The organism is Mesosutterella multiformis (assembly GCF_003402575.1).
Taxonomy (GTDB): domain Bacteria; phylum Pseudomonadota; class Gammaproteobacteria; order Burkholderiales; family Burkholderiaceae_F; genus Mesosutterella; species Mesosutterella multiformis.
Window position 1 is genome coordinate 582070 of record NZ_BGZJ01000001.1, and the last position, 24045, is coordinate 606114.

General features: G+C 57.3%; 37 protein-coding genes. 4 read left to right on the plus strand and 33 right to left on the minus strand.

The genetic code is table 11. The features are described 5' to 3' along the window. Positions 1 to 19: 19 nt before the first annotated feature. The 4 genes from lysA (at position 20) to hemB (ending at position 4244) form a co-directional block, all read left to right on the plus strand. A complete protein-coding gene (lysA, locus tag M4NBBH2_RS02710; RefSeq protein ID WP_116269609.1) occupies positions 20 to 1300 on the plus strand; it encodes a diaminopimelate decarboxylase in 1281 nt (426 codons plus the stop codon). Positions 1301 to 1409: 109 nt separating this feature from the next. Further along, entirely contained in the window at positions 1410 to 2450 is a 1041-nt protein-coding gene (locus M4NBBH2_RS02715) for a GMP reductase (protein WP_116269610.1), read from the plus strand. 64 nt (positions 2451 to 2514) lie between these two features. Beyond that, positions 2515 to 3144 carry a ribosome biogenesis GTP-binding protein YihA/YsxC gene (gene yihA / locus M4NBBH2_RS02720; protein ID WP_116269611.1) on the plus strand — a complete coding sequence of 210 codons (630 nt, stop codon included), beginning with the start codon at positions 2515 to 2517 and terminating at the stop codon, positions 3142 to 3144. 86 nt (positions 3145 to 3230) lie between these two features. After that, the gene (gene hemB / locus M4NBBH2_RS02725; protein WP_116269612.1) at positions 3231 to 4244 is read left to right on the plus strand and encodes a porphobilinogen synthase; all 1014 of its coding nucleotides are present in this window, start codon (positions 3231 to 3233) and stop codon (positions 4242 to 4244) included. 62 nt (positions 4245 to 4306) lie between these two features. Here hemB and M4NBBH2_RS02730 read toward each other — a convergent pair whose 3' ends face one another. The 33 genes from M4NBBH2_RS02730 to rpsL all read right to left on the minus strand — a co-directional run bounded on the left by M4NBBH2_RS02730 (position 4307) and on the right by rpsL (position 24032). Next, complete coding sequence (locus M4NBBH2_RS02730) at positions 4307 to 4705, minus strand: RNA-binding S4 domain-containing protein (protein ID WP_116269613.1); 399 nt, start codon at positions 4703 to 4705, stop codon at positions 4307 to 4309. A 109-nt stretch (positions 4706 to 4814) separates the two neighbouring features. Continuing rightward, positions 4815 to 5210, minus strand: a complete 396-nt coding sequence (gene rplQ / locus M4NBBH2_RS02735; protein ID WP_116269614.1) for a 50S ribosomal protein L17 — start codon at positions 5208 to 5210, stop codon at positions 4815 to 4817. A 167-nt stretch (positions 5211 to 5377) separates the two neighbouring features. Beyond that, complete coding sequence (locus M4NBBH2_RS02740; RefSeq protein WP_116269615.1) at positions 5378 to 6382, minus strand: DNA-directed RNA polymerase subunit alpha; 1005 nt, start codon at positions 6380 to 6382, stop codon at positions 5378 to 5380. 168 nt (positions 6383 to 6550) lie between these two features. After that, positions 6551 to 7174, minus strand: coding sequence for a 30S ribosomal protein S4 (gene rpsD / locus M4NBBH2_RS02745; RefSeq protein ID WP_116269616.1), 624 nt, complete (start codon positions 7172 to 7174; stop codon positions 6551 to 6553). A gap of 90 nt (positions 7175 to 7264) precedes the next feature. Then, positions 7265 to 7675, minus strand: coding sequence for a 30S ribosomal protein S11 (gene rpsK, locus M4NBBH2_RS02750; RefSeq protein ID WP_022442758.1), 411 nt, complete (start codon positions 7673 to 7675; stop codon positions 7265 to 7267). A gap of 14 nt (positions 7676 to 7689) precedes the next feature. Next, positions 7690 to 8055, minus strand: coding sequence for a 30S ribosomal protein S13 (gene rpsM / locus M4NBBH2_RS02755; protein ID WP_116269617.1), 366 nt, complete (start codon positions 8053 to 8055; stop codon positions 7690 to 7692). 16 nt (positions 8056 to 8071) lie between these two features. Beyond that, positions 8072 to 8185, minus strand: a complete 114-nt coding sequence (rpmJ, locus tag M4NBBH2_RS02760) for a 50S ribosomal protein L36 (RefSeq protein ID WP_049686664.1) — start codon at positions 8183 to 8185, stop codon at positions 8072 to 8074. Positions 8186 to 8399: 214 nt separating this feature from the next. Then, positions 8400 to 9725 carry a preprotein translocase subunit SecY gene (secY, locus tag M4NBBH2_RS02765; protein ID WP_116269618.1) on the minus strand — a complete coding sequence of 442 codons (1326 nt, stop codon included), beginning with the start codon at positions 9723 to 9725 and terminating at the stop codon, positions 8400 to 8402. 21 nt (positions 9726 to 9746) lie between these two features. Continuing rightward, the gene (gene rplO, locus M4NBBH2_RS02770; RefSeq protein WP_116269619.1) at positions 9747 to 10184 is read right to left on the minus strand and encodes a 50S ribosomal protein L15; all 438 of its coding nucleotides are present in this window, start codon (positions 10182 to 10184) and stop codon (positions 9747 to 9749) included. Positions 10185 to 10198: 14 nt separating this feature from the next. After that, positions 10199 to 10381 (minus strand): 50S ribosomal protein L30, encoded by a 183-nt coding sequence (rpmD, locus tag M4NBBH2_RS02775; protein WP_022442974.1) that lies wholly within the window; start codon positions 10379 to 10381, stop codon positions 10199 to 10201. A 17-nt stretch (positions 10382 to 10398) separates the two neighbouring features. Further along, entirely contained in the window at positions 10399 to 10914 is a 516-nt protein-coding gene (rpsE, locus tag M4NBBH2_RS02780) for a 30S ribosomal protein S5 (RefSeq protein WP_022442975.1), read from the minus strand. A gap of 12 nt (positions 10915 to 10926) precedes the next feature. After that, on the minus strand, positions 10927 to 11295 hold the full coding sequence (gene rplR / locus M4NBBH2_RS02785; protein ID WP_022442976.1) for a 50S ribosomal protein L18: 369 nt from the start codon (positions 11293 to 11295) through the stop codon (positions 10927 to 10929). Positions 11296 to 11306: 11 nt separating this feature from the next. Next, positions 11307 to 11840 carry a 50S ribosomal protein L6 gene (gene rplF / locus M4NBBH2_RS02790; RefSeq protein ID WP_116269620.1) on the minus strand — a complete coding sequence of 178 codons (534 nt, stop codon included), beginning with the start codon at positions 11838 to 11840 and terminating at the stop codon, positions 11307 to 11309. A gap of 14 nt (positions 11841 to 11854) precedes the next feature. After that, a complete protein-coding gene (gene rpsH, locus M4NBBH2_RS02795; protein WP_116269621.1) occupies positions 11855 to 12250 on the minus strand; it encodes a 30S ribosomal protein S8 in 396 nt (131 codons plus the stop codon). Positions 12251 to 12265: 15 nt separating this feature from the next. Then, positions 12266 to 12571, minus strand: a complete 306-nt coding sequence (gene rpsN, locus M4NBBH2_RS02800; RefSeq protein ID WP_116269622.1) for a 30S ribosomal protein S14 — start codon at positions 12569 to 12571, stop codon at positions 12266 to 12268. 12 nt (positions 12572 to 12583) lie between these two features. Then, positions 12584 to 13123, minus strand: a complete 540-nt coding sequence (rplE, locus tag M4NBBH2_RS02805; protein WP_022442980.1) for a 50S ribosomal protein L5 — start codon at positions 13121 to 13123, stop codon at positions 12584 to 12586. A 9-nt stretch (positions 13124 to 13132) separates the two neighbouring features. Continuing rightward, a complete protein-coding gene (gene rplX / locus M4NBBH2_RS02810) occupies positions 13133 to 13450 on the minus strand; it encodes a 50S ribosomal protein L24 (protein ID WP_116269623.1) in 318 nt (105 codons plus the stop codon). Between the two features lie 11 nt (positions 13451 to 13461). Continuing rightward, the gene (gene rplN, locus M4NBBH2_RS02815) at positions 13462 to 13830 is read right to left on the minus strand and encodes a 50S ribosomal protein L14 (protein WP_022442982.1); all 369 of its coding nucleotides are present in this window, start codon (positions 13828 to 13830) and stop codon (positions 13462 to 13464) included. 506 nt (positions 13831 to 14336) lie between these two features. Beyond that, positions 14337 to 14612, minus strand: a complete 276-nt coding sequence (gene rpsQ / locus M4NBBH2_RS02820) for a 30S ribosomal protein S17 (protein WP_049686530.1) — start codon at positions 14610 to 14612, stop codon at positions 14337 to 14339. Next, positions 14612 to 14803, minus strand: coding sequence for a 50S ribosomal protein L29 (gene rpmC, locus M4NBBH2_RS02825; protein WP_022442725.1), 192 nt, complete (start codon positions 14801 to 14803; stop codon positions 14612 to 14614). The genes rpsQ and rpmC overlap by 1 nt, the downstream gene beginning before the upstream one ends. Before the next feature lie 12 nt (positions 14804 to 14815). Continuing rightward, positions 14816 to 15232 (minus strand): 50S ribosomal protein L16, encoded by a 417-nt coding sequence (gene rplP, locus M4NBBH2_RS02830; protein ID WP_022442724.1) that lies wholly within the window; start codon positions 15230 to 15232, stop codon positions 14816 to 14818. 3 nt (positions 15233 to 15235) lie between these two features. After that, the gene (gene rpsC / locus M4NBBH2_RS02835) at positions 15236 to 16015 is read right to left on the minus strand and encodes a 30S ribosomal protein S3 (protein WP_116269624.1); all 780 of its coding nucleotides are present in this window, start codon (positions 16013 to 16015) and stop codon (positions 15236 to 15238) included. 9 nt (positions 16016 to 16024) lie between these two features. Next, positions 16025 to 16369, minus strand: coding sequence for a 50S ribosomal protein L22 (gene rplV, locus M4NBBH2_RS02840; RefSeq protein ID WP_174703611.1), 345 nt, complete (start codon positions 16367 to 16369; stop codon positions 16025 to 16027). A 6-nt stretch (positions 16370 to 16375) separates the two neighbouring features. Further along, entirely contained in the window at positions 16376 to 16648 is a 273-nt protein-coding gene (gene rpsS, locus M4NBBH2_RS02845) for a 30S ribosomal protein S19 (RefSeq protein ID WP_022442721.1), read from the minus strand. A 10-nt stretch (positions 16649 to 16658) separates the two neighbouring features. Next, the gene (gene rplB / locus M4NBBH2_RS02850) at positions 16659 to 17486 is read right to left on the minus strand and encodes a 50S ribosomal protein L2 (RefSeq protein ID WP_116269625.1); all 828 of its coding nucleotides are present in this window, start codon (positions 17484 to 17486) and stop codon (positions 16659 to 16661) included. Further along, positions 17486 to 17785 carry a 50S ribosomal protein L23 gene (rplW, locus tag M4NBBH2_RS02855; RefSeq protein WP_022442719.1) on the minus strand — a complete coding sequence of 100 codons (300 nt, stop codon included), beginning with the start codon at positions 17783 to 17785 and terminating at the stop codon, positions 17486 to 17488. Before rplW ends, rplB begins: the two co-directional genes overlap by 1 nt. Further along, entirely contained in the window at positions 17782 to 18405 is a 624-nt protein-coding gene (rplD, locus tag M4NBBH2_RS02860; protein ID WP_022442718.1) for a 50S ribosomal protein L4, read from the minus strand. The genes rplW and rplD overlap by 4 nt, the downstream gene beginning before the upstream one ends. A gap of 11 nt (positions 18406 to 18416) precedes the next feature. After that, positions 18417 to 19061, minus strand: coding sequence for a 50S ribosomal protein L3 (rplC, locus tag M4NBBH2_RS02865; RefSeq protein ID WP_022442717.1), 645 nt, complete (start codon positions 19059 to 19061; stop codon positions 18417 to 18419). A 134-nt stretch (positions 19062 to 19195) separates the two neighbouring features. Beyond that, the gene (gene rpsJ, locus M4NBBH2_RS02870; protein WP_022442716.1) at positions 19196 to 19507 is read right to left on the minus strand and encodes a 30S ribosomal protein S10; all 312 of its coding nucleotides are present in this window, start codon (positions 19505 to 19507) and stop codon (positions 19196 to 19198) included. A gap of 118 nt (positions 19508 to 19625) precedes the next feature. Beyond that, positions 19626 to 20819 (minus strand): elongation factor Tu, encoded by a 1194-nt coding sequence (gene tuf, locus M4NBBH2_RS02875; RefSeq protein WP_116269626.1) that lies wholly within the window; start codon positions 20817 to 20819, stop codon positions 19626 to 19628. A 56-nt stretch (positions 20820 to 20875) separates the two neighbouring features. Then, positions 20876 to 22978: an elongation factor G gene (gene fusA, locus M4NBBH2_RS02880; RefSeq protein ID WP_116269627.1), complete on the minus strand. Its 2103-nt coding sequence runs from the start codon at positions 22976 to 22978 to the stop codon at positions 20876 to 20878. Positions 22979 to 23044: 66 nt separating this feature from the next. Continuing rightward, complete coding sequence (gene rpsG / locus M4NBBH2_RS02885; protein WP_022442690.1) at positions 23045 to 23515, minus strand: 30S ribosomal protein S7; 471 nt, start codon at positions 23513 to 23515, stop codon at positions 23045 to 23047. 139 nt (positions 23516 to 23654) lie between these two features. Further along, a complete protein-coding gene (gene rpsL / locus M4NBBH2_RS02890) occupies positions 23655 to 24032 on the minus strand; it encodes a 30S ribosomal protein S12 (RefSeq protein ID WP_022442689.1) in 378 nt (125 codons plus the stop codon). Positions 24033 to 24045: the final 13 nt, after the last annotated feature.

The window sequence follows — 24045 nt, forward strand, 5'->3', positions numbered from 1 at the left end:
TACATCAGGAAAAAACATCATGACTTCCTTCTGGCTCCCCGATGAAACGGGCTTTTCCTATCGGAACGGCGCGCTCTTCTGTGAGGACGTTCCCGTGACGGAACTCGCCGACAAGTATGGCACCCCGTCCTTCATCTACAGCCGCAAGGCCATTGAGACCGCCTTCCGCGACTACGACGGCGCGTTTGGCTCTCATCCGCACCACATTCTTTACTCCGTGAAGGCGTGCTCGAATATCGGCATCATCAGCCTGCTCGCGAAGCTCGGTTCCGGGTTCGACATCGTGTCGGGCGGCGAACTCCTGCGCGTGGAGGCCGCGGGCGGCGACCTGTCGAAGGTTGTTTATTCCGGCGTCGGCAAGACCGATAAGGAAATCGCTCTCGCGCTCGAAAAGGGCATCCACTGCTTCAATATCGAAAGCGTTCCGGAGCTGAATGACATCGCCCGCGTGGCCGCTTCCCTCGGAAAGGTGGCCCCGATCGCGGTCCGCGTGAATCCGAACGTGGACGCGAAGACCCACCCCTACATCTCGACCGGCCTCAAGAACAATAAGTTCGGCGTCGCCTACGAGAAGACCGTGGAACTCTATAAGCAGGCCGCCGCGATGCCCTCCATCCGCGTGGTCGGCATTGACTGCCATATCGGAAGCCAGATCACGGAGCTTTCGCCTTTCGCGGACGCTGAGGAAAAGATCCTCGATATCGTCGATCAGCTGGCGGCCGAAGGCATTCCGCTCGAACACATCGACTTCGGCGGCGGTCTCGGCGTCTGCTACAAGGACGAAGTGCCGCCCTCCAAGCGCGAATTCGTGCGTCTGATCCTCGATCACCTTGAAGCCCGCGGCTATAAGCACCTCGCCGTGACGCTCGAGCCGGGCCGCTCCATCATCGCGAACGCGGGCATCCTGATCACCCGCGTGATCCGCGATAAGACCGGTGAAACGAAGAACTTTGCGATCGTCGACGCCGCCATGAACGATATGGGCCGCCCGATGTTCTACGAGGCCTGGATGGGTATCGTGCCGGCCGTGCCCCGGGATGGCGCCACCCGCACCTATGATGTCGTCGGTCCGATCTGCGAAAGCGGCGACTGGCTTGGCCGTGACCGTGAGCTCTGCATTGAGCCGGGTGACGTCCTCGCGATCACGTCCTGCGGCGCCTACGGCATGGCGATGAGCTCCAACTACAACTCCCGCCCCCGCGCGGCTGAAGTGCTCGTGAGCGGCAGCACCTCGCAGGTGATCCGCGAGCGCGAGAAGCCAGAAGATCTCTGGCGCGGCGAGCATCTCCCGACGCTCTAAAAAAGCTTCCCACTGCGCCTTAATTCAAGGTACACTAGGTTAACGCCGGTTCCGTGAAAGGAGCCGGCGTTTTTTGCGCGCGCAAGATTTTGGTTAGGAGATTTTTTTAATGCATATTGACAACACCCTGCGGCTCGACTTCAAGGACGTACTGATCCGTCCGAAGCGCTCCACCCTTATTTCCCGCTCGGAAGTAGATATCACGCGCGACTTCAAATTCCTGCATGCGCCTGTTGCCTATCACGGCATCCCGGTCATCGCGGCCAACATGGACACGACGGGAACCTTTGAAATGGCGAAGGCGCTCGACCCCTTCATGCTGTCGGCCGCGCTCGACAAGCACTACAGCGAGGATGAGCTCGTGAAGTTCTTCACGGAGCTCGAACGCAAGGCCACCGCTTTCTATACGCTCGGCATCGGAGACGATGACTGGGAGAAATTCCAGAGCGTGAACCGCAAGGCCCCGGGCGCCGTGCAGTATGTCTGCATTGACGTCGCGAACGGCTACACGGAACGGTTCGTGAACTTCATCAAGAAGGTCCGCGACACGTATCCGGATCTCGTCATCATGGCGGGCAACGTCGTGACGGGCGACATGACCGAAGAGCTCCTGCTCTCCGGCGCCGATATCGTGAAGATCGGCATCGGACCGGGCTCCGTCTGCCTCACCCGCAAGATGACCGGTGTCGGCTACCCGCAGCTCTCCGCCGTCATTGAATGCGCGGACGCCGCGCACGGCCTTGGCGGCCGCATCTGCGCTGACGGCGGCTGTACGACCCCGGGCGATATCGCTAAGGCCTTCGGCGGCGGCGCTGACTTTGTGATGCTTGGCGGCATGTTCGCGGCTCACGATGAATGCGCCGGAAAGACGATCACGAAGGACGGCAAGACGATGAAGCAGTTCTACGGCATGAGCTCCGAGCAGGCGATGGAGAAGTGGTCCGGCGGCGTCGCCAAGTACCGCGCCTCCGAAGGCAAGGAAGTGTTCCTGCCGTCCCGCGGCCCGGTTGCCGGCACCGTCCAGGAGATCCTCGGCGGCCTGCGCTCGGCCTGCACCTATGTCGGCGCCCGCCGTCTGAAGGAACTCACGCTCCGTACGACGTTCGTGCGCGTGACGCAGCAGCTGAACGAGGTGTTCGGCAAATCCTGATTGCCGTTAATGCGATAATCTTCAGCTGAACATTCAACCTCATACATACCCGATAGGATCCGTCGTGAGCATCTACGAAAGCGCTGTCTTCACTGTTTCCTCGAGCAAGCTCGACAACCTTCCGCCGGCAAGCGTGCCGGAGATCGCCTTTGCCGGCCGTTCCAACGCCGGCAAGTCCACCGCGATCAACACGCTCACCCGTCAGGGAAAGCTTGCCTTCGCTTCGAAGACCCCCGGCCGCACCCAGCTCATCAACTTCTTTGAGCTCGCGACCAAGGACAAGGTGACCCACGAACGGCATCCCGTCGCGTATCTCGTCGACCTTCCGGGCTACGGCTACGCGAAGACCACGGCGAACATCCGTTCCTCCTGGTCTGACCTCGTCGGCGGCTACATCTCGGAGCGCAGCGCGCTGCTTGGCGTCGTGCTCATCATGGATGCCCGCCGTCCGTTCATGCCCTCCGACGAATGGGTGATTGAGTTCATGAGAAACCGCCCCACTGCGAAGATGGTCTGGCTCATCAATAAGGAGGATCAGTTAAGGACGGTTTCAGAACGGCGTGATGTAATAGCGGCCGTGAAGAAGCGCGCGGAAACCTGCGTGAATCCGGTCTCCGTGCAGTACTTCTCCGGGCTGAAGAAGACCGGTGTGGAAGAGCTCCGGGCAACCCTCGACGGGTGGCTCGGTCTCTGATCCTTCCGGCTAATCCCAATAGACGCGTCCAGCGCGGCACAGCCCGCCCCCGGACGCTCTTGTTTTAATACCTTTGAGGCAATTCGATGCAGACTCTTGGTCAGTTTCCTATGGTGCGCATGCGCCGCAACCGTCATGACAGCTTTTCCCGCAGACTCGTCCGTGAAACGACGCTTTCTCCGAACGATCTGATCCTGCCGGTTTTTGTCCAGGAGGGCGAACACCGCCGCGACCCCATCCCGACGATGCCGGGCGTTTCCCGTCTTTCGATCGATGAACTGCTCGAAGTCTGCCAGGAGTGCGTTGATCTTGGCGTGCCGATGATCGCACTCTTCCCGCATATTGAACAGGAACTGAAGACGCCGGACGGCCGCGAAGCCCACAACCCGGACGGTCTCATTCCCCGCACGATCAAGGCGGTGAAGGAGAAGTTCCCTGAGCTCGGCATCATGACTGACGTCGCGCTCGACCCCTACACGACGCACGGCCAGGACGGCCTGATCGACGACACGGGATTCATCATGAATGATGAGACCGTGGAGCAGCTCGTGCTGCAGTCCCTCTGCCAGGCCCGCGCGGGCGCTGACGTGATTGCCCCGTCTGACATGATGGACGGCCGTATCGGCACGATCCGCCGCGCCTTTGAGAAAGAGAACCTGATCTATACCCGGATCATGGCTTACTCCGCGAAGTACGCCTCCTCGTACTACGGCCCGTTCCGCGACGCCGTGGGTTCCTCCTCGAACCTCGGCCGCTCGAACAAGAACGTCTACCAGCAGGATCCGGCAAACGGCAACGAAGCCCTCTGGGAAGTCGGCTATGACCTGCAGGAAGGCGCGGATATGGTCATGGTGAAGCCTGGCATTCCGTACCTTGACGTGCTGTGGCGCGTGAAGGAAGAGTTCAAGGCTCCGACCTTCCTCTACCACGTGTCGGGCGAATACGCCATGCTGAAGTTCGCGGCTGCCGCAGGCGCAATCGATGAAAAGAAGATCACGATGGAAACGATGATCTGCGCGAAGCGCGCCGGCGCTGACGGCATCCTCACGTACTGCTCGCTCGATGTCGCCCGCTGGCTGAAGGAAGGCTACGAGTACTGATCCGGACACTCACTTTCCGGTAAAGAAAAACCTGGCGCAAGCCAGGTTTTTCTGCTGCCTTCTCAGAAGCTGTTCCTGAAGTTCCGGAGCTTCCGTCCCTCACGCTTCGTGGGGCGCCCTCCCCGGATGCTTCCCGCGGGCTCCGCGGCAAGCTTCAGAATATCCTTCCTTGAGCGCCTCAGCGCCTTGCTCGACTCGGTTTCCTCATAGAGCTTCGCGGCGTCTGTCGCCGATCCCCGCTTGTCACTCAGCCCCGTGACGAGAACTTCCATCGTGTCCTCGCCGCGAGTGACTGAAAGAAGCTCCCCGGTGCGCAGCTGCCGGGACGGCTTGATCCGGTCCCCGTTCTCACGCACGCGTCCGAGCTCAAGCGCTTCCTGGGCGAGGCTCCGCGTCTTGAAGAAACGGGCGGCCCAGAGCCACTTATCGATTCTGACAGTTGAATTTTCAGACTGATCCACGGCGTTCCCCGCAAGAAAAAACGGATCTTCCCCTTTGCAGGAAAAGACCCGTTCGATTCAAACTGCCGGCAGTCCGGAGACTGCCGGCGGCTTTAAGCTGAATCAGAAATTACTTGTTTTCTTCTTCAACCGGCTCAGCCTTCGGAGCAGCCTTTTCGGTCAGTTCCATGTAGGCGATTGGAGCGTTGTCGCCCGGGCGGAAGCCCATCTTGAGGATGCGGGTGTAGCCGCCGTTGCGGTTGGCGAAGCGCGGTCCGATTTCATCGAACAGCTTCTGAACGATCTCGCGATCACGGAGGCGGTTGAACGCGAGGCGGCGGTTGGCCAGGGTCGGGTTCTTGGCAAGGGTGATCAGGGGCTCAACCACGCGGCGGAGTTCCTTCGCCTTCGGCAGGGTCGTCTTGATGGCTTCGTGACGAAGCAGGGAGACGGACATGTTGCGGAACATGGCCAGACGATGGGCGCTGGTGCGGTTAAGCTTACGAAGACCTAAACGATGACGCATTTTGTAAATTCCTATTAGTTTTGAGATCTGCCGGCAAAGGCAGAAGAATCCCGACTCTTCTATCCTCGAGAGAAACCAGGAGGCGGACGGGTAAAGCAATGTTTTGCGAAGCGCAAAGCAGGCGGAGATTACACCAAACGCCGGCTTTGCGCAACTGCAATTACAAATTAACGCTCAAGACCCTGGGGTGGCCAGTTCTCAAGCTTCATGCCGAGCGTAAGACCGTGGGCAGCGAGGACTTCCTTGATCTCGTTCAGGGACTTGCGGCCCAGATTCGGGGTCTTCAGGAGTTCGTTCTCGGTGCGCTGGATCAGATCGCCGATGTAGGAGATGCTCTCGGCCTTCAGGCAGTTCGCGGAGCGAACCGTGAGTTCGAGGTCATCAATCGGACGCATAAGAACCGGATCAAGCGGCAGCGGATTGTTGACGGAGCTTTCTTCCTCGGGTTCAGCCTTGTCAGCAGCAGCGGTCTTGATGGAGCCGAAGATCGACAGCTGATCCTGGAGGATGCGGACGGATTCGCGGAGAGCTTCTTCCGGCGTGATAACGCCGTTCGTCACGATCTCGAGCGCGAGCTTATCAAGGTCAGTTCTCTGACCGACACGGGCCGGGCTCACCTGATAGGCGACACGGACGATCGGGCTGAAGGAAGCATCCATCAGGAGATGACCAATCTGCTGACGGGAATGATCGTCAGCGAAAGCACGCACGTTGCCCGGCTGATAGCCGCGGCCCTTCTCAACCTTCACCTTCAGCTCAAGACGGCCGCCAGTGAGGTGAGCGATCACATGATCGGGATTCAGCACCACGACGTCATGGGGCAGGTCGAAGTCGGCCGCCGTCACAACGGTATTGCCCTTCTTGCGGAGAACCAGAGAAACTTCCTCACGGCCTTCAAGCTTGAAGATCACGCCCTTCAGATTGAGGAGGACGTCGACGGCATCTTCCATCACGCCTTCAATCTGGGAGTATTCGTGCACGATACCCGTGATCTCAGCCTCGGTCGGGGCATAGCCCACCATGGAGGCGAGGAGAATGCGGCGGAGCGCATTGCCCAGGGTGTGACCATAGCCGCGCTCGAACGGTTCGAGCGTGATCACGGCACGGTTCGGATTCTTCTCATCAAGCGCGACATCAATGTTGTTCGGCTTGAGCAGTTCTGCATTAAACATAAATCGACGTTCCTATTCAATACCCTCGGCTCGTTACACCGATAAGGCTGATGGAGGTCAGGGGCTTAAAAGTAAAGAAACGCGGACAGTGCCCCAAAAGGACTATCCGCGCTTTTCCTGCACTTGACGGACCGGATCGCACTACGATCCGGACCATCAGGGGCCTGATTAACGAGAGTACAGTTCGACGACGAGCTGTTCGTTCACATCAGGAGCGAACTCCTGACGTTCAGGCAGGTTCTTGAAGGTGCCTTCAAACTTCTTGGCATCGACAGCAACCCAGCTGGGCATGGTGCCGGCGGCGAGTTCAAGAGCCTCAGCGATACGGGCCTGCTTACGGGCCTTTTCGCGGATGGAGACAACATCCCCGGGCTTAACCGAGGCGGAAGGAATATTCACGCGATTGCCATTGACAGCGATCGCGCCGTGGCTCACGAGCTGACGAGCTTCTGCACGGGTGGATGCAAAGCCCATACGGTAAACCACGTTGTCAAGACGGCTCTCGAGGAGCAGCAGCAGGTTGGTACCGGTGTTGCCGCGCATCGCTTCGGCGTTCTTGAAATAACGGCGGAACTGACGCTCGAGCAGACCGTAAATACGCTTGACCTTCTGCTTTTCGCGAAGCTGGTTGCCGTAGTCCGACATACGAGTGCCGGAAACTTTGCCGTGCTGGCCCGGCTTAGTATTAGCATCCTTCACTTTGTCTTCGAAGGGACGGCGGGCGCTCTTAAGGTTAAGATCGCCCCCTTCGCGACGCGAAAGCTTGAGCTTGGGACCGAGATAACGTGCCATTTAAAATTAGCCTCTCTTATCCTGCGGATAAAACCGCATTCAGTCTTTTCTCCCGGTTGTGGAGAAAGGACACGGAAAAATTAAAAGAAATTAAACGCGACGGCGCTTCGACGGACGAACGCCATTGTGCGGAACCGGGGTCACATCCTGGATGGAGGTAACGCGGATGCCGAGGGCATTCAGAGCGCGGATGCTGCTTTCACGTCCCGGGCCGGGCCCGAAAACCTGAACGTCAACGTTCTTAAGACCATATTCAAGAGCCGTACGGCCAGCCTTTTCGCTAGCAACCTGAGCAGCGAAAGACGTGGACTTACGGGAGCCCTTGAAACCCTGAGCGCCGGAGGAGGACGCCGCAATGACGTTGCCCTGGCGATCAGTGATCGTGATGATAGTGTTATTGAAGGACGCGTGGACGTGAGCGACGCCTTCCGTCACAACCTTGCGAACCTTCTTACGACCGCGAGCCGAAGCCGCGGAATTTTTATTAGTGTTGCCAGCCATGCTAATCCTCTAAATTACTTCTTAAGCGTGACACCAACCTTGCGCGGGCCCTTGCGGGTACGGGCATTGGTGCGGGTACGCTGACCACGGCAGGGCAGACCGCGACGATGCCGCATGCCACGATAAGTACCGAGGTCGATCAGACGCTTGATCGAAAGCTGAATTTCACGACGGAGGTCACCCTCGACGACGAACTTCGAGACCGCATCACGGATCTTTTCGAGTTCTTCATCATTGAGGTCCTTGACCAACTTGGACTGCGGGATTCCGCAAGCATCACAGATGTCGCGAGCACGGGTGAGACCGATACCATAGATGGCGGTCAGACCGATCACGGCATGCTGATTCGGCGGAATATTAATACCGGCGATACGAGCCATTTTTTACTTTACCTCTTTAGCCTTGACGCTGCTTGTGACGCGGGTCGCTGCAGATCACGCGCACAACACCCTTGCGCTTAACGATCTTGCAGTTACGGCACATGCGTTTAACCGAAGCTGCTACCTTCATTTTCATCTCCATCCATACCCTCACGGGCATGGGATCTGATGCATTCTGACAGAAACGAGAGAGCATAAACCATTTTTCGGTTTTGCACAAGCTGAAAATTGGATGTAGTGCATCCTTTTCAACTCTTTAGGTGCAATTCCTACTGGATGGGTGCTCCCCGTTTCGCCAGATCAGCGGTTTGCAGAAACCGCCTGCATCCTTTATTACGCCGGGATCACATCCCCCGGCCAAAACCTTGGAAGTTAGTCTTCCTCAGCAAACTTTCATACTGGTGGGACATCAGATAGGCCTGAACCTGGCTCATAAAGTCCATCGCAACCACCACAACGATCAGCAGGGAAGTGCCGCCGAAGTAGAAAGGCACATTGAACTTCAGATTGAGGAACTCAGGAACCAAGCAGACGAACACCAGGTAAATTGCACCACTCAGGGTCAGACGCTGAAGCACACGATCAATGTACTTGGCGGTCTGGTCGCCAGGACGAATGCCGGGGATGAACGCCCCACCCTTCTTCAGGTTATCTGCCGTTTCTTTCGGATTGAAAACAAGAGCCGTATAGAAATAAGCAAAGAACACGATCAGCGTTGCGTAAAGCAGCGTGTAGATCGGCTGTCCCGGAGCGAGAGACGCAGCCAGGTCACGGAGCCAGCGATTGGAATCACTGGCCGTCATCCAGCCCGCGACCGTAGCCGGGAACAGAATCAGGGAGGAAGCGAAAATCGGCGGAATCACGTTCGCCATATTGATCTTGAGAGGCAGGTACGTAGACTGGCCTCCCATGATCCGACGGCCAACCTGCCGACGCGCGTAATTCACCGTAATACGGCGCTGTCCGCGTTCCATAAACACCACGAAGGCGGTCACAGCCAGCACGACAGCGATCACGAAGATCGCCGCGAGCGGGTTGATAGCGCCGGTGCTCACCAGCTGCATCAGGCCGGTAACTGCGTTGGGAAGACCCGCCACAATACCTGCGAAGATGATGATGGAGATACCGTTGCCAAGACCGCGTTCCGTAATCTGCTCACCAAGCCACATCAGGAACATGGTTCCCGTGACGAGGGAAACGACGCAGGTGAACTGGAACACGAAACCCGGATTGATTACCAGGCCAGGCTGGGTCTGAAGGGCCGCGGAAATACCGAAAGCCTGGAACAGACCCAGGAAGAGCGTCGTGTAACGCGTGTACTGAGTGATCTTTCTTCGTCCGGACTCTCCCTCTTTGCGGAGAGCTTCGAGCGAGGGCATCACGTAGGACAGCATCTGCAGAATAATGGCTGCAGAAATGTACGGCATGATACCCAGCGCGAAAAGCGAGAACCGCGAGAGAGCGCCACCGGAGAACATGTTGAACAGCCCGAGAATGCCGCCCTGCTGCTGATTGAACAGCTGCTGGAGCATATCAGGATCAATTCCCGGAACCGGTATGTGAGCACCGATCCGGTATACGACGAGCGCAAGCGCGAGGAACACGAGACGCTGTTTCAGGTCCGTGTACTTCCCCTTGCTCTGCTCCTTAGTTTTACGGCTGTACGCCACGTTCTGCCCCTAGTGAAGAAATTACTCTGCGATCACCGTGCCGCCGGCAGCCTCGATGGCAGCCTTGGCACCCTTCGTCACCTTGAGGCCACGGATCGTAACCTTGCGGGTGATGGCACCGGACAGGATCACGCGGGCTTCAGCGGTAAGCGGAGACACGACGTTCGCGTTCTTCAGAACGAGCAGATCAATCTCTTCAACAGGCAGGGCTTCGAGGTCGCTCAGGCGGACTTCTTCCACGAACCGATGGGTAAGGGAAGTAAAGCCACGCTTCGGCAGACGACGATACAGCGGCATCTGGCCGCCTTCAAAACCAACCTTGTGGAAGCCGCCAGCACGGGACTTCTGACCTTTGTGACCACGGGTCGCGGTCTTGCCCATGCCGGAACCAACGCCACGACCGACACGGCGGATCGAAGCCTTGGAGCCTTCAGCGGGCTTAATGGTATTCAAACGCATTTTTTATCCTCGGATCATTCAGCACGGACAAGGTACGAAACCTTGTTGATCATGCCACGGACCGCGGGCGTGTCTTCCAGCTCGCGAGTCTGACGGATCTTCTTGAGTCCCAGGCCCAGCACCGTAGCGCGGTGATCGGCCTTGCAGCCGATCGGGCTGCGGACCAGGGTAACCTTTACAGTCTTCTTGTCAGCCATTTCCAATATCTCCTGAATTAGCCAACAATCTCTTCGACCGTCTTGCCGCGCTTGGCAGCAATTTCAGCCGGAGACCGCATGTTGTTCAGAGCATCAAAGGTCGCACGAACCATGTTGTAGGGATTCGAGGAACCGTAGCACTTGGCGTACACGTCGGTGATACCGATCGCGTCGCAGACAGCACGCATCGGGCCGCCGGCGATGATACCGGTACCTTCAGGGGCCGGGCGGAGCATCACGCGGGAAGCGCCGTGATGGCCTTCGACGGTGTGGAAGACGGTCCCGTGGTTAAGCGGGAACTTCTTCATGTCGTGACGGGCACGATCCATGGCCTTCTGAACGGCAGCGGGGACTTCACGGGACTTGCCCTTGCCCATGCCAACACGGCCTTCGCCATCACCCACAACCGTGAGAGCGGCGAACGCCAGGATACGGCCGCCCTTGACGACCTTGGTGACGCGGTTAACCGCAATCATCTTCTCGCGGAAGCCGTCATCAGCAGCAGCCGCATTCTTACCTTGAAACTTAGCCATTGTGCTCAGTCCTTAGAACTTGAGACCGGCTTCGCGCGCGGCCTCGGCCAGCGCAGCAACGCGGCCGTGATAACGGTATCCGGAACGGTCGAAAGCGCAGGATTCAATGCCAGCCGCCTTCGCCTTTTCAGCGATGCGGGTGCCAATGATCTTGGCTGCATTCACGTTGCCGCCGTTGCTCTTAGCAGCAGCCAGCTGGTCGCGAACTTCACGCTCAACCGTGGAGGCAGAAACGAGCACGCGGCCGCCGTCGGCGCTGATGATGCTCGCGTAGATGTGCAGGTTGGTACGATGGATCGAAAGACGATTCACCTTCTGCAGCTTGATGCGGGCACGCGTAGCACGCGCGCGACGCTGACGGCTTTTCTCTTTGTTAATCATATCCGTCTCGCTTATTTCTTCTTAGTTTCTTTCAGGATCACAACTTCGTTCTCGTACCGAATGCCCTTGCCCTTATAGGGTTCCGGCTTACGGTAGCTGCGAATGACAGCTGCAGTCTGGCCAACTTTCTGCTTATCGGCACCGAACAGCACGATGGAGGTCGGCGTCGGGGTCTTCACAGTCACGCCTTCGGGCATTTCATGCACGACGGGGTGGGAGAAGCCGAGAGAAAGGTTAAGCTTCTGACCCTGAGCCTGGGCACGATAGCCCACGCCAACCAGCGTCAGAGTCTTGGTAAAGCCAACAGAAACACCGGTGTTCATCGAGCGGACGAGAGCCGTCATCGTGCCGGAGTTCTGGTTCGATTCACGGGACTCATCCTTCGCAGAGAAGTGAAGGGTGTTGCCGTCCTGCTTGATTTCAACAAGCGGGAGGATGTGAGTCGAAACTTCGCCGACCTTACCCTTGAGGGTAACGCTATCGGCAGTAATCTTGCAGTCGACACCGGAAGCAAGGACGACCGGAATTCTTGCAATTCGCGACATTCTTTATCTCCCGATTAAGCGACGTAGCACAGGACTTCACCACCCACGCCAGCAGCGCGAGCAGCACGGTCAGTCATAACACCCTTCGGGGTGGAGACGATCGCAACGCCAAGGCCGTTCATGACCTGGGGGATGTCCTGATGGTTCTTGTAAATACGGAGGCCAGGGCGAGAGACGCGCTCAATGCGCTCAATCACCGGGCGACCGGCATAGTACTTCAGGCCAATGTGCAGTTCAGCCTTGCCGTCGTTAGCGACAACAGAAAAACCGTCGATATAGCCTTCGTCTTTCAAAACCTGGGCAATAGCCACCTTCAGCTTGGAGGAGGGCATCGCCACTTCCGTCTTGTCGACAATCTGACCATTGCGAATGCGGGTCAGCATATCGGCGATCGGATCACTCATGCTCATTGCGTATCTCCTCGCTTACCAGCTAGCCTTGATCAGGCCGGGAATGTCACCGCGCATAGCGGCATCACGAATCATGGAACGGGAAAGTCCGAACTTGCGGAAGTTTCCACGCGGACGGCCCGTCAGGGTGCAGCGGTTGCGCAGGCGAACCGGGGAGGTATCGCGGGGCAGAGCCTGCAGCTGGGCACGTGCTTCCATGCGCTCTTCCATAGAGCGGGTAGCGTCATTGATAATCGCCTTGAGGGCGGCACGCTTGGCAGCGAACTTAGCGACAGTTGCTTCACGCTTCTTTTCGCGATTAATAAGTGCGAGTTTAGCCATTTGTTACCTGCCTCAATTGCGGAACGGGAAGTTGAACCCGGCGAGCAGAGCCTTGGACTCTTCGTCGGTCTTCGCCGTAGTAGTAATACTGATGTTCATACCGCGGACAGCATCGATCTTGTCGTACTCGATTTCCGGGAAGATGATCTGTTCACGGAGACCGATGTTGTAGTTGCCGCGGCCGTCAAAAGCACGGCCGGAAACGCCACGGAAGTCACGAACGCGCGGGAAGGCGATCGTCACGAGGCGGTCCAGGAAGTCATACATACGCTCGCCGCGCAGCGTGACCATGCAGCCGATCGGCATGCCTTCGCGGATCTTGAAGTTCGCGATGGCCTTGCGGGTGTACGTGATAACCGGCTTCTGGCCAGCGATCTTGGTCATATCGCCAACGGCGTTGTCGACGACCTTCTTATCATTCACCGCTTCGCCAACACCCATGTTCAGGGTGATCTTGGTGATGCGGGGCACTTCCATAATGGACTTGTAGCCGAACTTCTTGGTCAGTTCGGGAACAATCTTTTCGGAGTACAGAGTATGAAAACGAGACATCTTGACTCCTTACGCCTTGGCGCCGACGACAGAACCGTCCTTGAACACACGGACTTTCTTGCCATCAACGATCTTAAAGGACACGCGTTCACCCTTCTTGGAAGCCGGGTTGAACAGCATGACATTGCTCTGGTCGATCGGCATGGTCTTGTCAACAATGCCGCCAGGCTGATTGATCATCGGGTTCGGGCGGACAGCCTTCTTAACGACGTTCACGCCTTCAACGAGGATTTGACGTTCATCAACGCGGGCAGTTACCGTGCCCTTGGTGCCCTTGTACTTACCAGTGGTAACGATGACTTCGTCACCTTTACGGATACGCTGCATCGTTACGCTCCTTAGATCACTTCAGGAGCAAGCGACACGATCTTCATGAACTTCTCGGTACGCAGTTCGCGCGTGACCGGTCCGAAGATACGGGTGCCGATAGGCTCCTTCTTATTGTCAAGCAGAACGGCCGCATTCTTGTCGAAGCGAATGCAGGAGCCGTCCGGACGGCGGATGGCGGCGGCGGTGCGAACTACGACTGCGTCATAGACTTCGCCCTTCTTGACACGGCCGCGGGGGGCAGCGTCCTTAACCGTCACTTTGATAATGTCACCAACGGTGGCATAGCGACGCTTTGAGCCGCCAAGCACCTTGATACACATTACTGAACGAGCGCCGGTGTTGTCGGCGACGTCCAGATTGGTTTGCATCTGAATCATGGCTACAAATACCCAACTTATGCCGCAAAATGCGGACAGTATTGGTCCCGTACGGGAGAAAGCTGGAACAGTTCAATGTAGGAAACATCGGCCATCCCAACTGTGAGCTGACTTTTCAAAAAGCATTCTTGAAAAGTAGAGTCTAGGATTATGCCCTAAATTTTCAATGTTTGCAACTCGAGGCCGCCAGTTTCATCGGGACCGATTTGATAACAGGGTCAACCAGTTAGGAAGACGACTGCTACCTCGGTTTCTGCAGTCTTTCACAGCCTTTTGAGGGACTTCAGAGAAAAGAAAACTCTCTCAGACTGATTTCGGGACTGCAAGAATCGAGCAGTATAGTTGATCTTCCCAAGTGTTGCAACGAGGAAAGCGTACTTTTTTGAGCTGAAAGGAATTTTCAGCTCCCCTTTCCATTTTTCCCAGGACTCTCCAGGCAAATTAAAAGCGCCGGCAGAATTTCTTCTGACCGGCGCTTCCAGATTCAATATCTGCCGAGGCAGGTATTAGATCTTAACAGCCTTGTGCACGATGCGGACGAGGTTCCAGTGAACCGTCTTGGAAATCGGGCGGGTAGCCGCGATTTCAACCGTATCGCCTTCCGCTGCGGAATTGGCTTCGTCATGCACGTGGACCTTGTTGGTCTTCGTGACATACTTGCCATACAGCGGATGCTTGACGCGACGCTCAACCAGGACGGTGATCGTCTTGTCCATCTTGTCGCTCACCACCACGCCCGTGAGGGTGTGGCCGAGAGTCTTTTCAACTTTTTCTTCGGTCATTATTTAGCCACCTTCTGAGCGAGAATCGTCTTGATACGCGCGATTTCGTGACGCGTATTGCGAATCTGGTTGGTGTTATGAAGCTGCTGCGTGGCCTTCTGCAGGCGGAGCTTGAAAAGGGCTTCGCCCTGTTCGTTCAGCTCTTTCTTAAGTCCAGCTACGTCGAGCTCTTTCAGTTCTTTAACGTCCATTGCCGTCTCTCCTTACATGCCGATCTGGCGAACAACGAACGTGGTCTTCACCGGCAGCTTGGCAGCAGCCAGGGCAAAGGCTTCACGAGCCACGGACTCATCCACGCCGTCCATTTCATAGAGCACACGACCCGGCTGAATCTGGGCGACCCAGTATTCAGGATTGCCCTTACCGTTGCCCATACGAACTTCAGCGGGCTTGGTGGAAATGGGCTTGTCCGGGAAGATGCGGATCCATACACGACCACCACGCTTAATGTGGCGGGTAATCGCACGACGGGCCGCCTCAATCTGACGGGCCGTGATGCGACCGCGTTCGAGCGCCTTCAGGCCGAAGTCGCCGAATGCAACATTCGCGCCGCGCGTGGCCAGGCCGGGATTACGGCCCTTCTGGTCCTTGCGGTACTTAGTGCGGTTGGGTTGCAGCATTGCTTATTCTCCGTCTTTGGCCGGAGCCGCAGCTTCAGCCTCATTGTTACGACGCGCAGAGCCGCGGCGAGCACCCGTACGGGCCGGACGATCGCCGTTGTTGCGACGGCCACGACGACCTTCGCGTTCAGGAGCCGGTTCCATCGCGGCATCGACACCAAAATCGTCACCCTTGTAGATCCAAACCTTGACACCCACCACACCGTAGGTGGTGTGGGCTTCGGCAAAGCCGTAGTCAATGTTGGCACGAAGGGTCTGAAGCGGCACACGGCCTTCGCGGTACCATTCGGTACGGGCGATTTCAGCGCCATTCAGACGACCAGAGGACATGATCTTGATGCCCTTGGCACCGAGACGCATCGCGTTCTGCATAGCGCGCTTCATGGCGCGGCGGAACATAATGCGCTTCTCGAGCTGCTGGGTGATGGACTCAGCAACGAGCTTGGCGCACAGATCAGGACGGCGGATTTCTTCGATGTCGACGTGAACAGGCACGCCCATCATCTTCTGAACTTCAGCCTTCAGGACCTCGATATCAGCACCCTGCTTGCCGATCACAATGCCCGGACGGGCCGTGTAGATCGTGATGCGGGCGTTGTTAGCCGGACGCTCGATGAGGATACGGCCAACAGAGGCGTTCTTCAGCTTCTTTTCCAGGAAGCTGCGAACCTTCAGATCTTCACCCAGCGTGCGGGAGAAGTTGCGGCCAACCGCATACCAGTGAGACGTCCAGTTGCGCGTCACCGGAAGACGGAAGCCGTTGGGATTAATTTTCTGACCCATAATTCACCTTTACTTAGCTTTCGCGTCACTGACCGTCACGAAGACGTGAGCGGTCTGCTTGCCGATCCGGCAACCGCGGCCCTTGGCGCGCGCCTGGAAACGACGCAGCGTCGAAGCCTTCTCGACGTAAATCTTGGAGACATACAGCTCATCGATGTCGGCACCAAAATTGTGCTCGGCGTTGGCAATGGCAGATTCCAGAGCCTTCTTGATGATGACTGCAGCTTTCTTCTGGGTGAAGTTCAGGATGTTCAGAGCCTTATCCACGGGCTTCCCGCGGACGAGGTCTGCAACCAGACGGCCACGCTGGGCCGACAGGCGCACACCGCGAACAATAGCAGTAGTTTCCATCATTTCCCCTTACTTCTTATCTGCAGCGGCAGTGTGACCATGGAAGGTACGAGTCATAGCAAATTCGCCCAGCTTATGACCAACCATGTTCTCATTGATGTACACCGGAACGTGCTGACGGCCGTTGTGAACGGCGATCGTCAGACCAATCATTTCCGGAACGATGGTAGAACGACGGGACCAAGTCTTGAGCGGGCGCTTATCGCGGCTCTCCTGGGCCTTGGTAACCTTTTTCATCAGGGAAGCGTCTACAAACGGTCCCTTTTTCAGCGAACGAGACATTTACGCCCCCTTATTTCCGATAACGACGCTGGACAATCATGTTGTCCGTGCGCTTGTTGTTACGAGTGCGATAGCCACGGGTAAGCTGACCCCAAGGAGTCACAGGCGCGCGACCGGTACCGGTCTTGCCTTCACCACCGCCGTGCGGATGGTCAACCGGGTTCATCGCAACACCACGGACCGTCGGGCGGATACCACGCCAACGCTTCGCACCGGCCTTGCCGAGTTCACGCAGGTTGTGGTCGTCGTTGGAAACCGTGCCGATCGTCGCGCGGCATTCAATGCCGATGCGGCGGACTTCACCGGAACGCAGACGCACCTGAGCATACTCGCCTTCACGGGCGATCAGCTGAGCGTAGGAACCAGCAGCACGAGCAAGCTGAGCGCCCTTACCCGGGAAGAGTTCGACGCAGCAAATCGTCGTACCAACCGGAATATTGCGGAGCGGCAGGCAGTTGCCAACCTTGATCTCAGCTTCGGAACCGTTCACCAGCTTGTCGCCAGCCTTCAGGCCCTTCGGGGCGATGATGTAGCGGCGTTCGCCGTCAGCGAACAGCACGAGAGCGATATGAGCGGTACGGTTCGGATCGTATTCGAGACGCTCGACGCGGGCGGGAATGCCGTCCTTGTTACGAACGAAGTCGACGATACGATAAGCACGCTTGTGGCCGCCACCCTTATGACGAGTGGTGATGTGACCGTAGTTGTCACGGCCGTCAATGCGGTTCTTCTTTTCGGTCAGAGCAGCGAACGGCTTGCCCTTATGGAGTTCCGGGTGAACGACCTTGACCATGTGGCGACGTCCAGCGGACGTCGGCTTCATGCTGACGAGAGCCATTACTTCACCTCCTGCGCGAAGTTAATGTCCTGACCAGGCTTGAGGCACACATAAGCCTTGCGGACGTCGGAGCGACGACCCTCAAAGCGGCCAAAGCGCTTCTGCTTGCCCTTCAGGTTGATGACCTGGACGGATTCGACCTGCACCTTGAACAGCAGTTCGACGGCGTCCTTCACTTCCTTCTTGGTCGCGTCTTTCACGACGCGGAAGGCGATCTGGTTATTCTTGTCGGCGAGCATCGTGCTCTTTTCAGAGACGATCGGGCCAACCAGCACCCTGTTAAGACGTTCCTGGCTCATCCCAGCATCTCCTCGAGCTTAGCGACCGCAGCCTTTTCAACCACAACCTTCTTGTAGTGAATCAGGGACAGCGGATCAGCGTAACGCGGCGTGACGACAGAAACGTTCTTCAGATTGCGGGAAGCAAGGTAAAGATTGTCGCTGACATCGTTGGCAATAAACAGTGCAGAATCGGCAACACCCAGAGCCTTGGCCTTGGCAGCAAACGCCTTGGTCTTCGGGGTATCCACATCGAGAGAATCAACCACGACGAGGCGGCCGTCAGCAACGAGCTTCGACAGAATCGAGGCGATCGCGGCGCGGTACATCTTCTTGTTGATCTTCTGGCTGAAGTTTTCTTCAGGCAGATTCGGGAAAGCACGGCCACCCTTACGCCACAGCGGAGAAGAGGTCATACCAGCGCGAGCGCGGCCGGTGCCCTTCTGCTTGAACGGCTTCTTGGTGGAATGATGCACTTCAGCACGAGTCAGCTGAGCGCGGGTGCCCTGGCGGGCATTGGCCATGTAAGCGACGACGATCTGATGAATCAGGGCTTCGTTGTACTCACGACCAAACACGGCGTCAGAAGCCGCAACCTTCGCGGTTTCCTGGCCCTGTTCATTAATAACATTCAGTTCCATTCGGTCGCTCCTTAAGCCTTGACAGCGGGACGAACAATGACCTGGCCATTCTTGGCACCAGGCACTGCGCCGCGGACGAGAAGCAGGCCACGGGCGGCATCAACGCGGGCCACAACCAGATTCTGGGTGGTGCGCTGCACATCGCCGAGATGACCAGCCATACGCTTGCCGGGGAACACGCGGCCCGGGTCCTGACGATTACCGGTAGAACCGGGAGAGTTCGTCGTAACCGAGTTACCGTGCGTAGCGCGACCGGACTTGAAGTGGTGACGCTTGATGACGCCGGCGAAGCCCTTACCAATCGTGTGAGCGGTCACATCGACCTTTTCACCGACCGTGAAGATTTCGACGCTCAGAGTCTGGCCAGCCTTGAATTCGGCGACCTTATCAGCATCAACGTGAAATTCTTTAAGAGAAGAACCGGCTTCAACGCCGGCTTTGGCGAACTGGCCCGCAAGAGCCTTCGTCACGCGGCTGGGACGGCGGGTACCAAACGCGACCTGGATCGCGTTGTAACCATCGGTAGCTTCCGTCTTAACAGCTGTGACTCGGTTGTTCGACACATCGAGCACCGTCACGGGAACGGAAACACCTTCCTCCGTGAAAATGCGCGTCATGCCGACCTTGCGACCAACAAGGCCAAGCTTATCACTCATTATTTTCTCCACCCCGGCTACGATTGGCCGGGACCGTTACTAAAAAACACCACCAATAGAGCCTTGGCGGCAAAAAAGAGGTGCGATTTTAACCCGATACAGAATTTCCTGCAACCGGGCTGGTTCAAAGCTGATTACTCAACCTTGATCTTGACATCCACGCCCGCGGGAAGATCAAGCTTCATCAGGGCATCAACGGTCTTATCCGTCGGATCAATGATGTCCATCAGACGCTGGTGCGTACGGATCTCGAACTGATCACGGCTCGTCTTGTTGACGTGCGGCGAACGGAGAATATCGAAACGCTGGAAGCGGGTGGGAAGGGGAACCGGGCCGCGAACGACGGCGCCAGTACGTTTGGCGGTATCAACGATTTCCTGAGCGGACTGGTCGATAAGTTTGTAATCGTAGGCCTTCAGGCGAATACGGATGCGCTGGGACTGCATTTTCTAGTATATCCTGCAAAAAAGAACATAAAAAGAACAACAGGATCGGGAGTATATCCCGATCCTGTGCATCATGTCAACTGATTTAGATCAGCTAACTGATTCTTTCGTAAAAGTATTACTCGATGATCTTGGCAACGACGCCAGCACCCACCGTGTGACCACCTTCACGAATAGCGAAGCGCAGACCTTCTTCCATAGCGATCGGAGCGATCAGCGTCACAGTCATCGTGGTGTTGTCGCCCGGCATCACCATTTCGGTGCCCTCTTCGAGCTCGATCGTGCCGGTCACGTCCGTCGTACGGAAGTAGAACTGCGGACGATAGCCCTTGAAGAACGGGGTATGACGGCCGCCTTCTTCCTTCTTCAGAACGTACACCTGAGCAGCGAACTTGGTGTGCGGGGTGATCGTGCCGGGCTTGGCCACAACCTGGCCGCGCTCGACGTCTTCACGCTTCGTACCACGCAGCAGGCAGCCGATGTTGTCGCCAGCCTCGCCTTCGTCGAGGAGCTTGCGGAACATTTCAACGCCCGTGCAGGTCGTCTTCTGGGTCGGCTTGATACCGACGATTTCGATTTCATCGCCGACGTGGATGATGCCGCGTTCCACACGGCCGGTCACCACGGTGCCGCGGCCAGAGATGGAGAACACGTCTTCGATCGGCATCAGGAACGGCTTGTCGAGTTCACGGACGGGTTCCGGGAAGTAGGAATCCATCGTCTCGGCCAGCTTGAGGACGGACGGAACGCCGTACTCGGACTGATCGCCTTCGAGGGCGAGCTTGGCGGAACCGCGGATGACGGGGATGTCATCGCCCGGGAACTTGTACTCGGACAGCAGTTCACGAACTTCCATCTCAACGAGCTCGAGCAGTTCGGGATCGTCGACCAGGTCGCACTTGTTCAGGTAAACGATGATGTTCGGCACGCCGACCTGACGGGCGAGCAGGATGTGCTCACGGGTCTGGGGCATCGGGCCGTCGGAAGCAGCCACCACCAGGATGGCACCGTCCATCTGAGCGGCGCCCGTGATCATGTTCTTCACATAGTCAGCGTGCCCCGGGCAGTCGACGTGAGCGTAGTGACGCTTTTCGGTCTCGTACTCAACGTGAGCGGAGTTAATCGTAATACCACGGGCCTTTTCTTCAGGAGCCGCGTCAATCTGATCATAGGCGAGAGCCGCGCCGCCGAACTTCTGGGCGAGGACGGTCGTCAGAGCAGCCGTCAGGGTGGTCTTGCCATGGTCAACGTGACCAATCGTGCCCACGTTCACGTGGGGCTTGCTACGTACATACTTCTCTTTTTCTGCCATTTTCTATCCTTGTTGGATTCGCGAAACTGATTGTTTATTTTATCAGTTACGCAAGGTTACTTAGCTTTTTCAGCAATCACAGCTTCAGCCACGTTACGCGGGGTTTCCTCGTAGTGGTCAAATTCCATGACGTAGGTCGCACGGCCCTTCGTGAGAGAACGCAGACGGGTCGCGTAGCCGAACATTTCAGCCAGCGGAACCATCGCGCGGATGGCCTTGCCGCCGCCCTGCTGATCATCCATGCCGTCGATCTTGCCGCGGCGGGAAGAAAGGTCACCGACGACGTCGCCCATGTACTCTTCAGGCGTTTCGACTTCAACCTTCATGATCGGCTCGAGCAGAACCGGGTTGCCTTCACGCATACCGTCCTTGAACGCCATCGAGCCGGCGATCTTGAACGCGTTTTCGTTCGAGTCAACTTCGTGGTAGGAACCGAAGTACAGCGTAGCCTTGACGTCAACCACCGGGTAGCCGGCCAGCACGCCAGCCTTCAGGGCATCTTCAATACCCTTCTGGACCGCGGGGATGTACTCGCGCGGAACCACGCCGCCCTTAATGGCGTCAACGAATTCGAAGCCCTTGCCGGCAGGCTGCGGCTCCAGCTTCAGCACAACGTGACCGTACTGGCCGCGGCCGCCCGTCTGCTTGACGAACTTGCATTCGGCCTTTTCAACCACGGAGCGGATCGTTTCACGGTAAGCAACCTGGGGCTTGCCAACGGTGGCTTCGACGTTGAATTCACGACGCATACGGTCAACCAGCACGTCGAGGTGGAGCTCGCCCATACCGGAAATAATGGTCTGGCCGGATTCTTCATCGGTGTGCACGCGGAAGGACGGATCTTCCTGAGCCAGGCGGCTGAGGGCGAGAGCCATCTTTTCCTGGTCGGCCTTGGTCTTCGGCTCAACAGCCTCAGAAATAACCGGATCCGGGAATTCCATCTTTTCAAGGATCACCGGGTGCTCGGTGTCGCACAGCGTGTCGCCCGTGGTCACGGTCTTCAGGCCGACGGCAGCGGCGATATCGCCTGCCTCAACCTGCTTGATTTCGTGACGCTGGTTGGCGTGCATCTGCAGCAGACGGCCGAGACGTTCCTTCTTGTCCTTCGTGGAGTTCAGCACGGTTTCGCCGGAAACCATAATGCCGGAGTACACGCGGATGAAGGAGATCTGACCAACGAACGGGTCCGTCATGATCTTGAAGACCAGGGCGCTGGCGAAGTCATTGTCGTCAGCGTGGCGGAGAACCGGCTTGTCATCGAGGTCGAAGCCCTGGACCGGCGGAATGTCGATCGGGGACGGGAGGAACTCAACGACAGCGTCGAGCATGCGCTGCACGCCCTTGTTCTTGAAGGCGGAGCCGCAAAGCATCGGCTGAACCTTGTTCGCGATCGTCAGAACGCGCAGACCCTGAACGACTTCTTCGTTCGAGAGCGTGCCGTTTTCGAGGTACTTGTCCATCAGCTCGTCAGAAGCTTCAGCGGCAGACTCGATCATCTTCTCACGCCATTCGTTGGCGGAGTCAACGAGATCAGCGGGGATGTCTTCGTAGTCGAACTTCATGCCCTGGCTGGCTTCGTCCCAGATGATGGCCTTCATTTCGAGAAGGTCAACAACGCCGCGGAAGTTGTCTTCAGCGCCGACCGGAATCACGATCGGCACGGGGTTGCCGTGCAGACGGTTCTTGATCTGATCGTAAACGCGGAAGAAGTTCGCGCCGACGCGGTCCATCTTGTTCACGAACGCGATACGCGGCACGTGATAACGCTCGGCCTGACGCCAAACGGTTTCGGACTGAGGCTGAACGCCGCCGACGGAGTCATAAACCATGACAGCGCCGTCGAGCACGCGCAGGGAACGTTCAACTTCAACCGTGAAGTCCACGTGCCCAGGGGTGTCGATGATGTTGAAGCGGTAGGCGTCCGGGTACTGCATCTTCATGCCGTGCCAGTAGCAGGTGGTACAGGCGGAGGTAATCGTGATGCCACGTTCCTGTTCCTGTTCCATCCAGTCCATCGTCGCCGCGCCATCATGCACTTCGCCGATCTTGTGGTTTACGCCGGTGTAATACAGAATGCGCTCGGTCGTGGTCGTCTTGCCCGCGTCGATGTGGGCAGAGATGCCAATGTTGCGATAGCGCTCAATCGGAGTGGTACGCATAGTTTGATTTGTCCTTTTCTGGACAGAAAATGGGGATTGCGCTTTTCTGTCCAGAACTTAAATGGATTAGAAGCGGAAATGAGAGAAGGCCTTGTTGGCTTCAGCCATACGATGGACTTCGTCACGCTTCTTCACGGCACCGCCGCGACCTTCGGAAGCGTCGAGCAGCTCGCCGGCGAGGCGGAGCGGCATGGACTTTTCAGAGCGGCTCTTGGCAGCTTCACGGAGCCAGCGCATGGCCAGAGCCATACGACGGACCGGACGGATCTCAACCGGAACCTGGTAGTTGGCACCGCCGACTCGGCGGCTCTTCACTTCAACCAACGGACGGACGTTATTGAGTGCAGTGGTGAAAACTTCCAGGGGGTCCTTACCGGACTTCTCTCCGATCTGCTTCAGGGCGCCATAAACGATGCGCTCTGCGACGGCCTTCTTGCCGTCCAGCATGATCACGTTAACAAACTTGGTAATTTCAACGCTACCGAACTTAGGATCCGGCAAAACTTCGCGTTTTGGTACTTCACGACGACGGGGCATAATTCCTCTCGTTAAATATCTTCAGTCATTTTGGGCCTTTTCTGGCAGGCCTCGATTTCCAGCAGCCACATGATGCAGGCTGCGACTTACTCGGCACCTGGAGACCATTCTCCTCATGCCGTTTAGCATCGAAAGCTGATTAGGCAGCCTTCGGGCGCTTCGCACCGTACTTGGAGCGGGACTGCTTACGATCCTTCACGCCCTGGGTATCCAGAGAACCGCGAACGATGTGGTAACGCACACCCGGCAGATCCTTCACACGGCCGCCACGGATCAGAACTACGGAGTGTTCCTGAAGGTTGTGGCCTTCACCGCCGATGTAGGAAATGACTTCGAAGCCGTTGGTCAGGCGAACCTTCGCAACCTTACGCAGAGCGGAGTTCGGCTTCTTCGGGGTGGTCGTGTAAACACGGGTGCAAACGCCGCGCTTCTGCGGGCTGTTCTTCAGCGCAGGGCTCTTGCTCTTATCATGCGTAAGAGTGCGAGGTTTGCGCACAAGCTGATTAATAGTTGGCATTAAAAACGTCCGT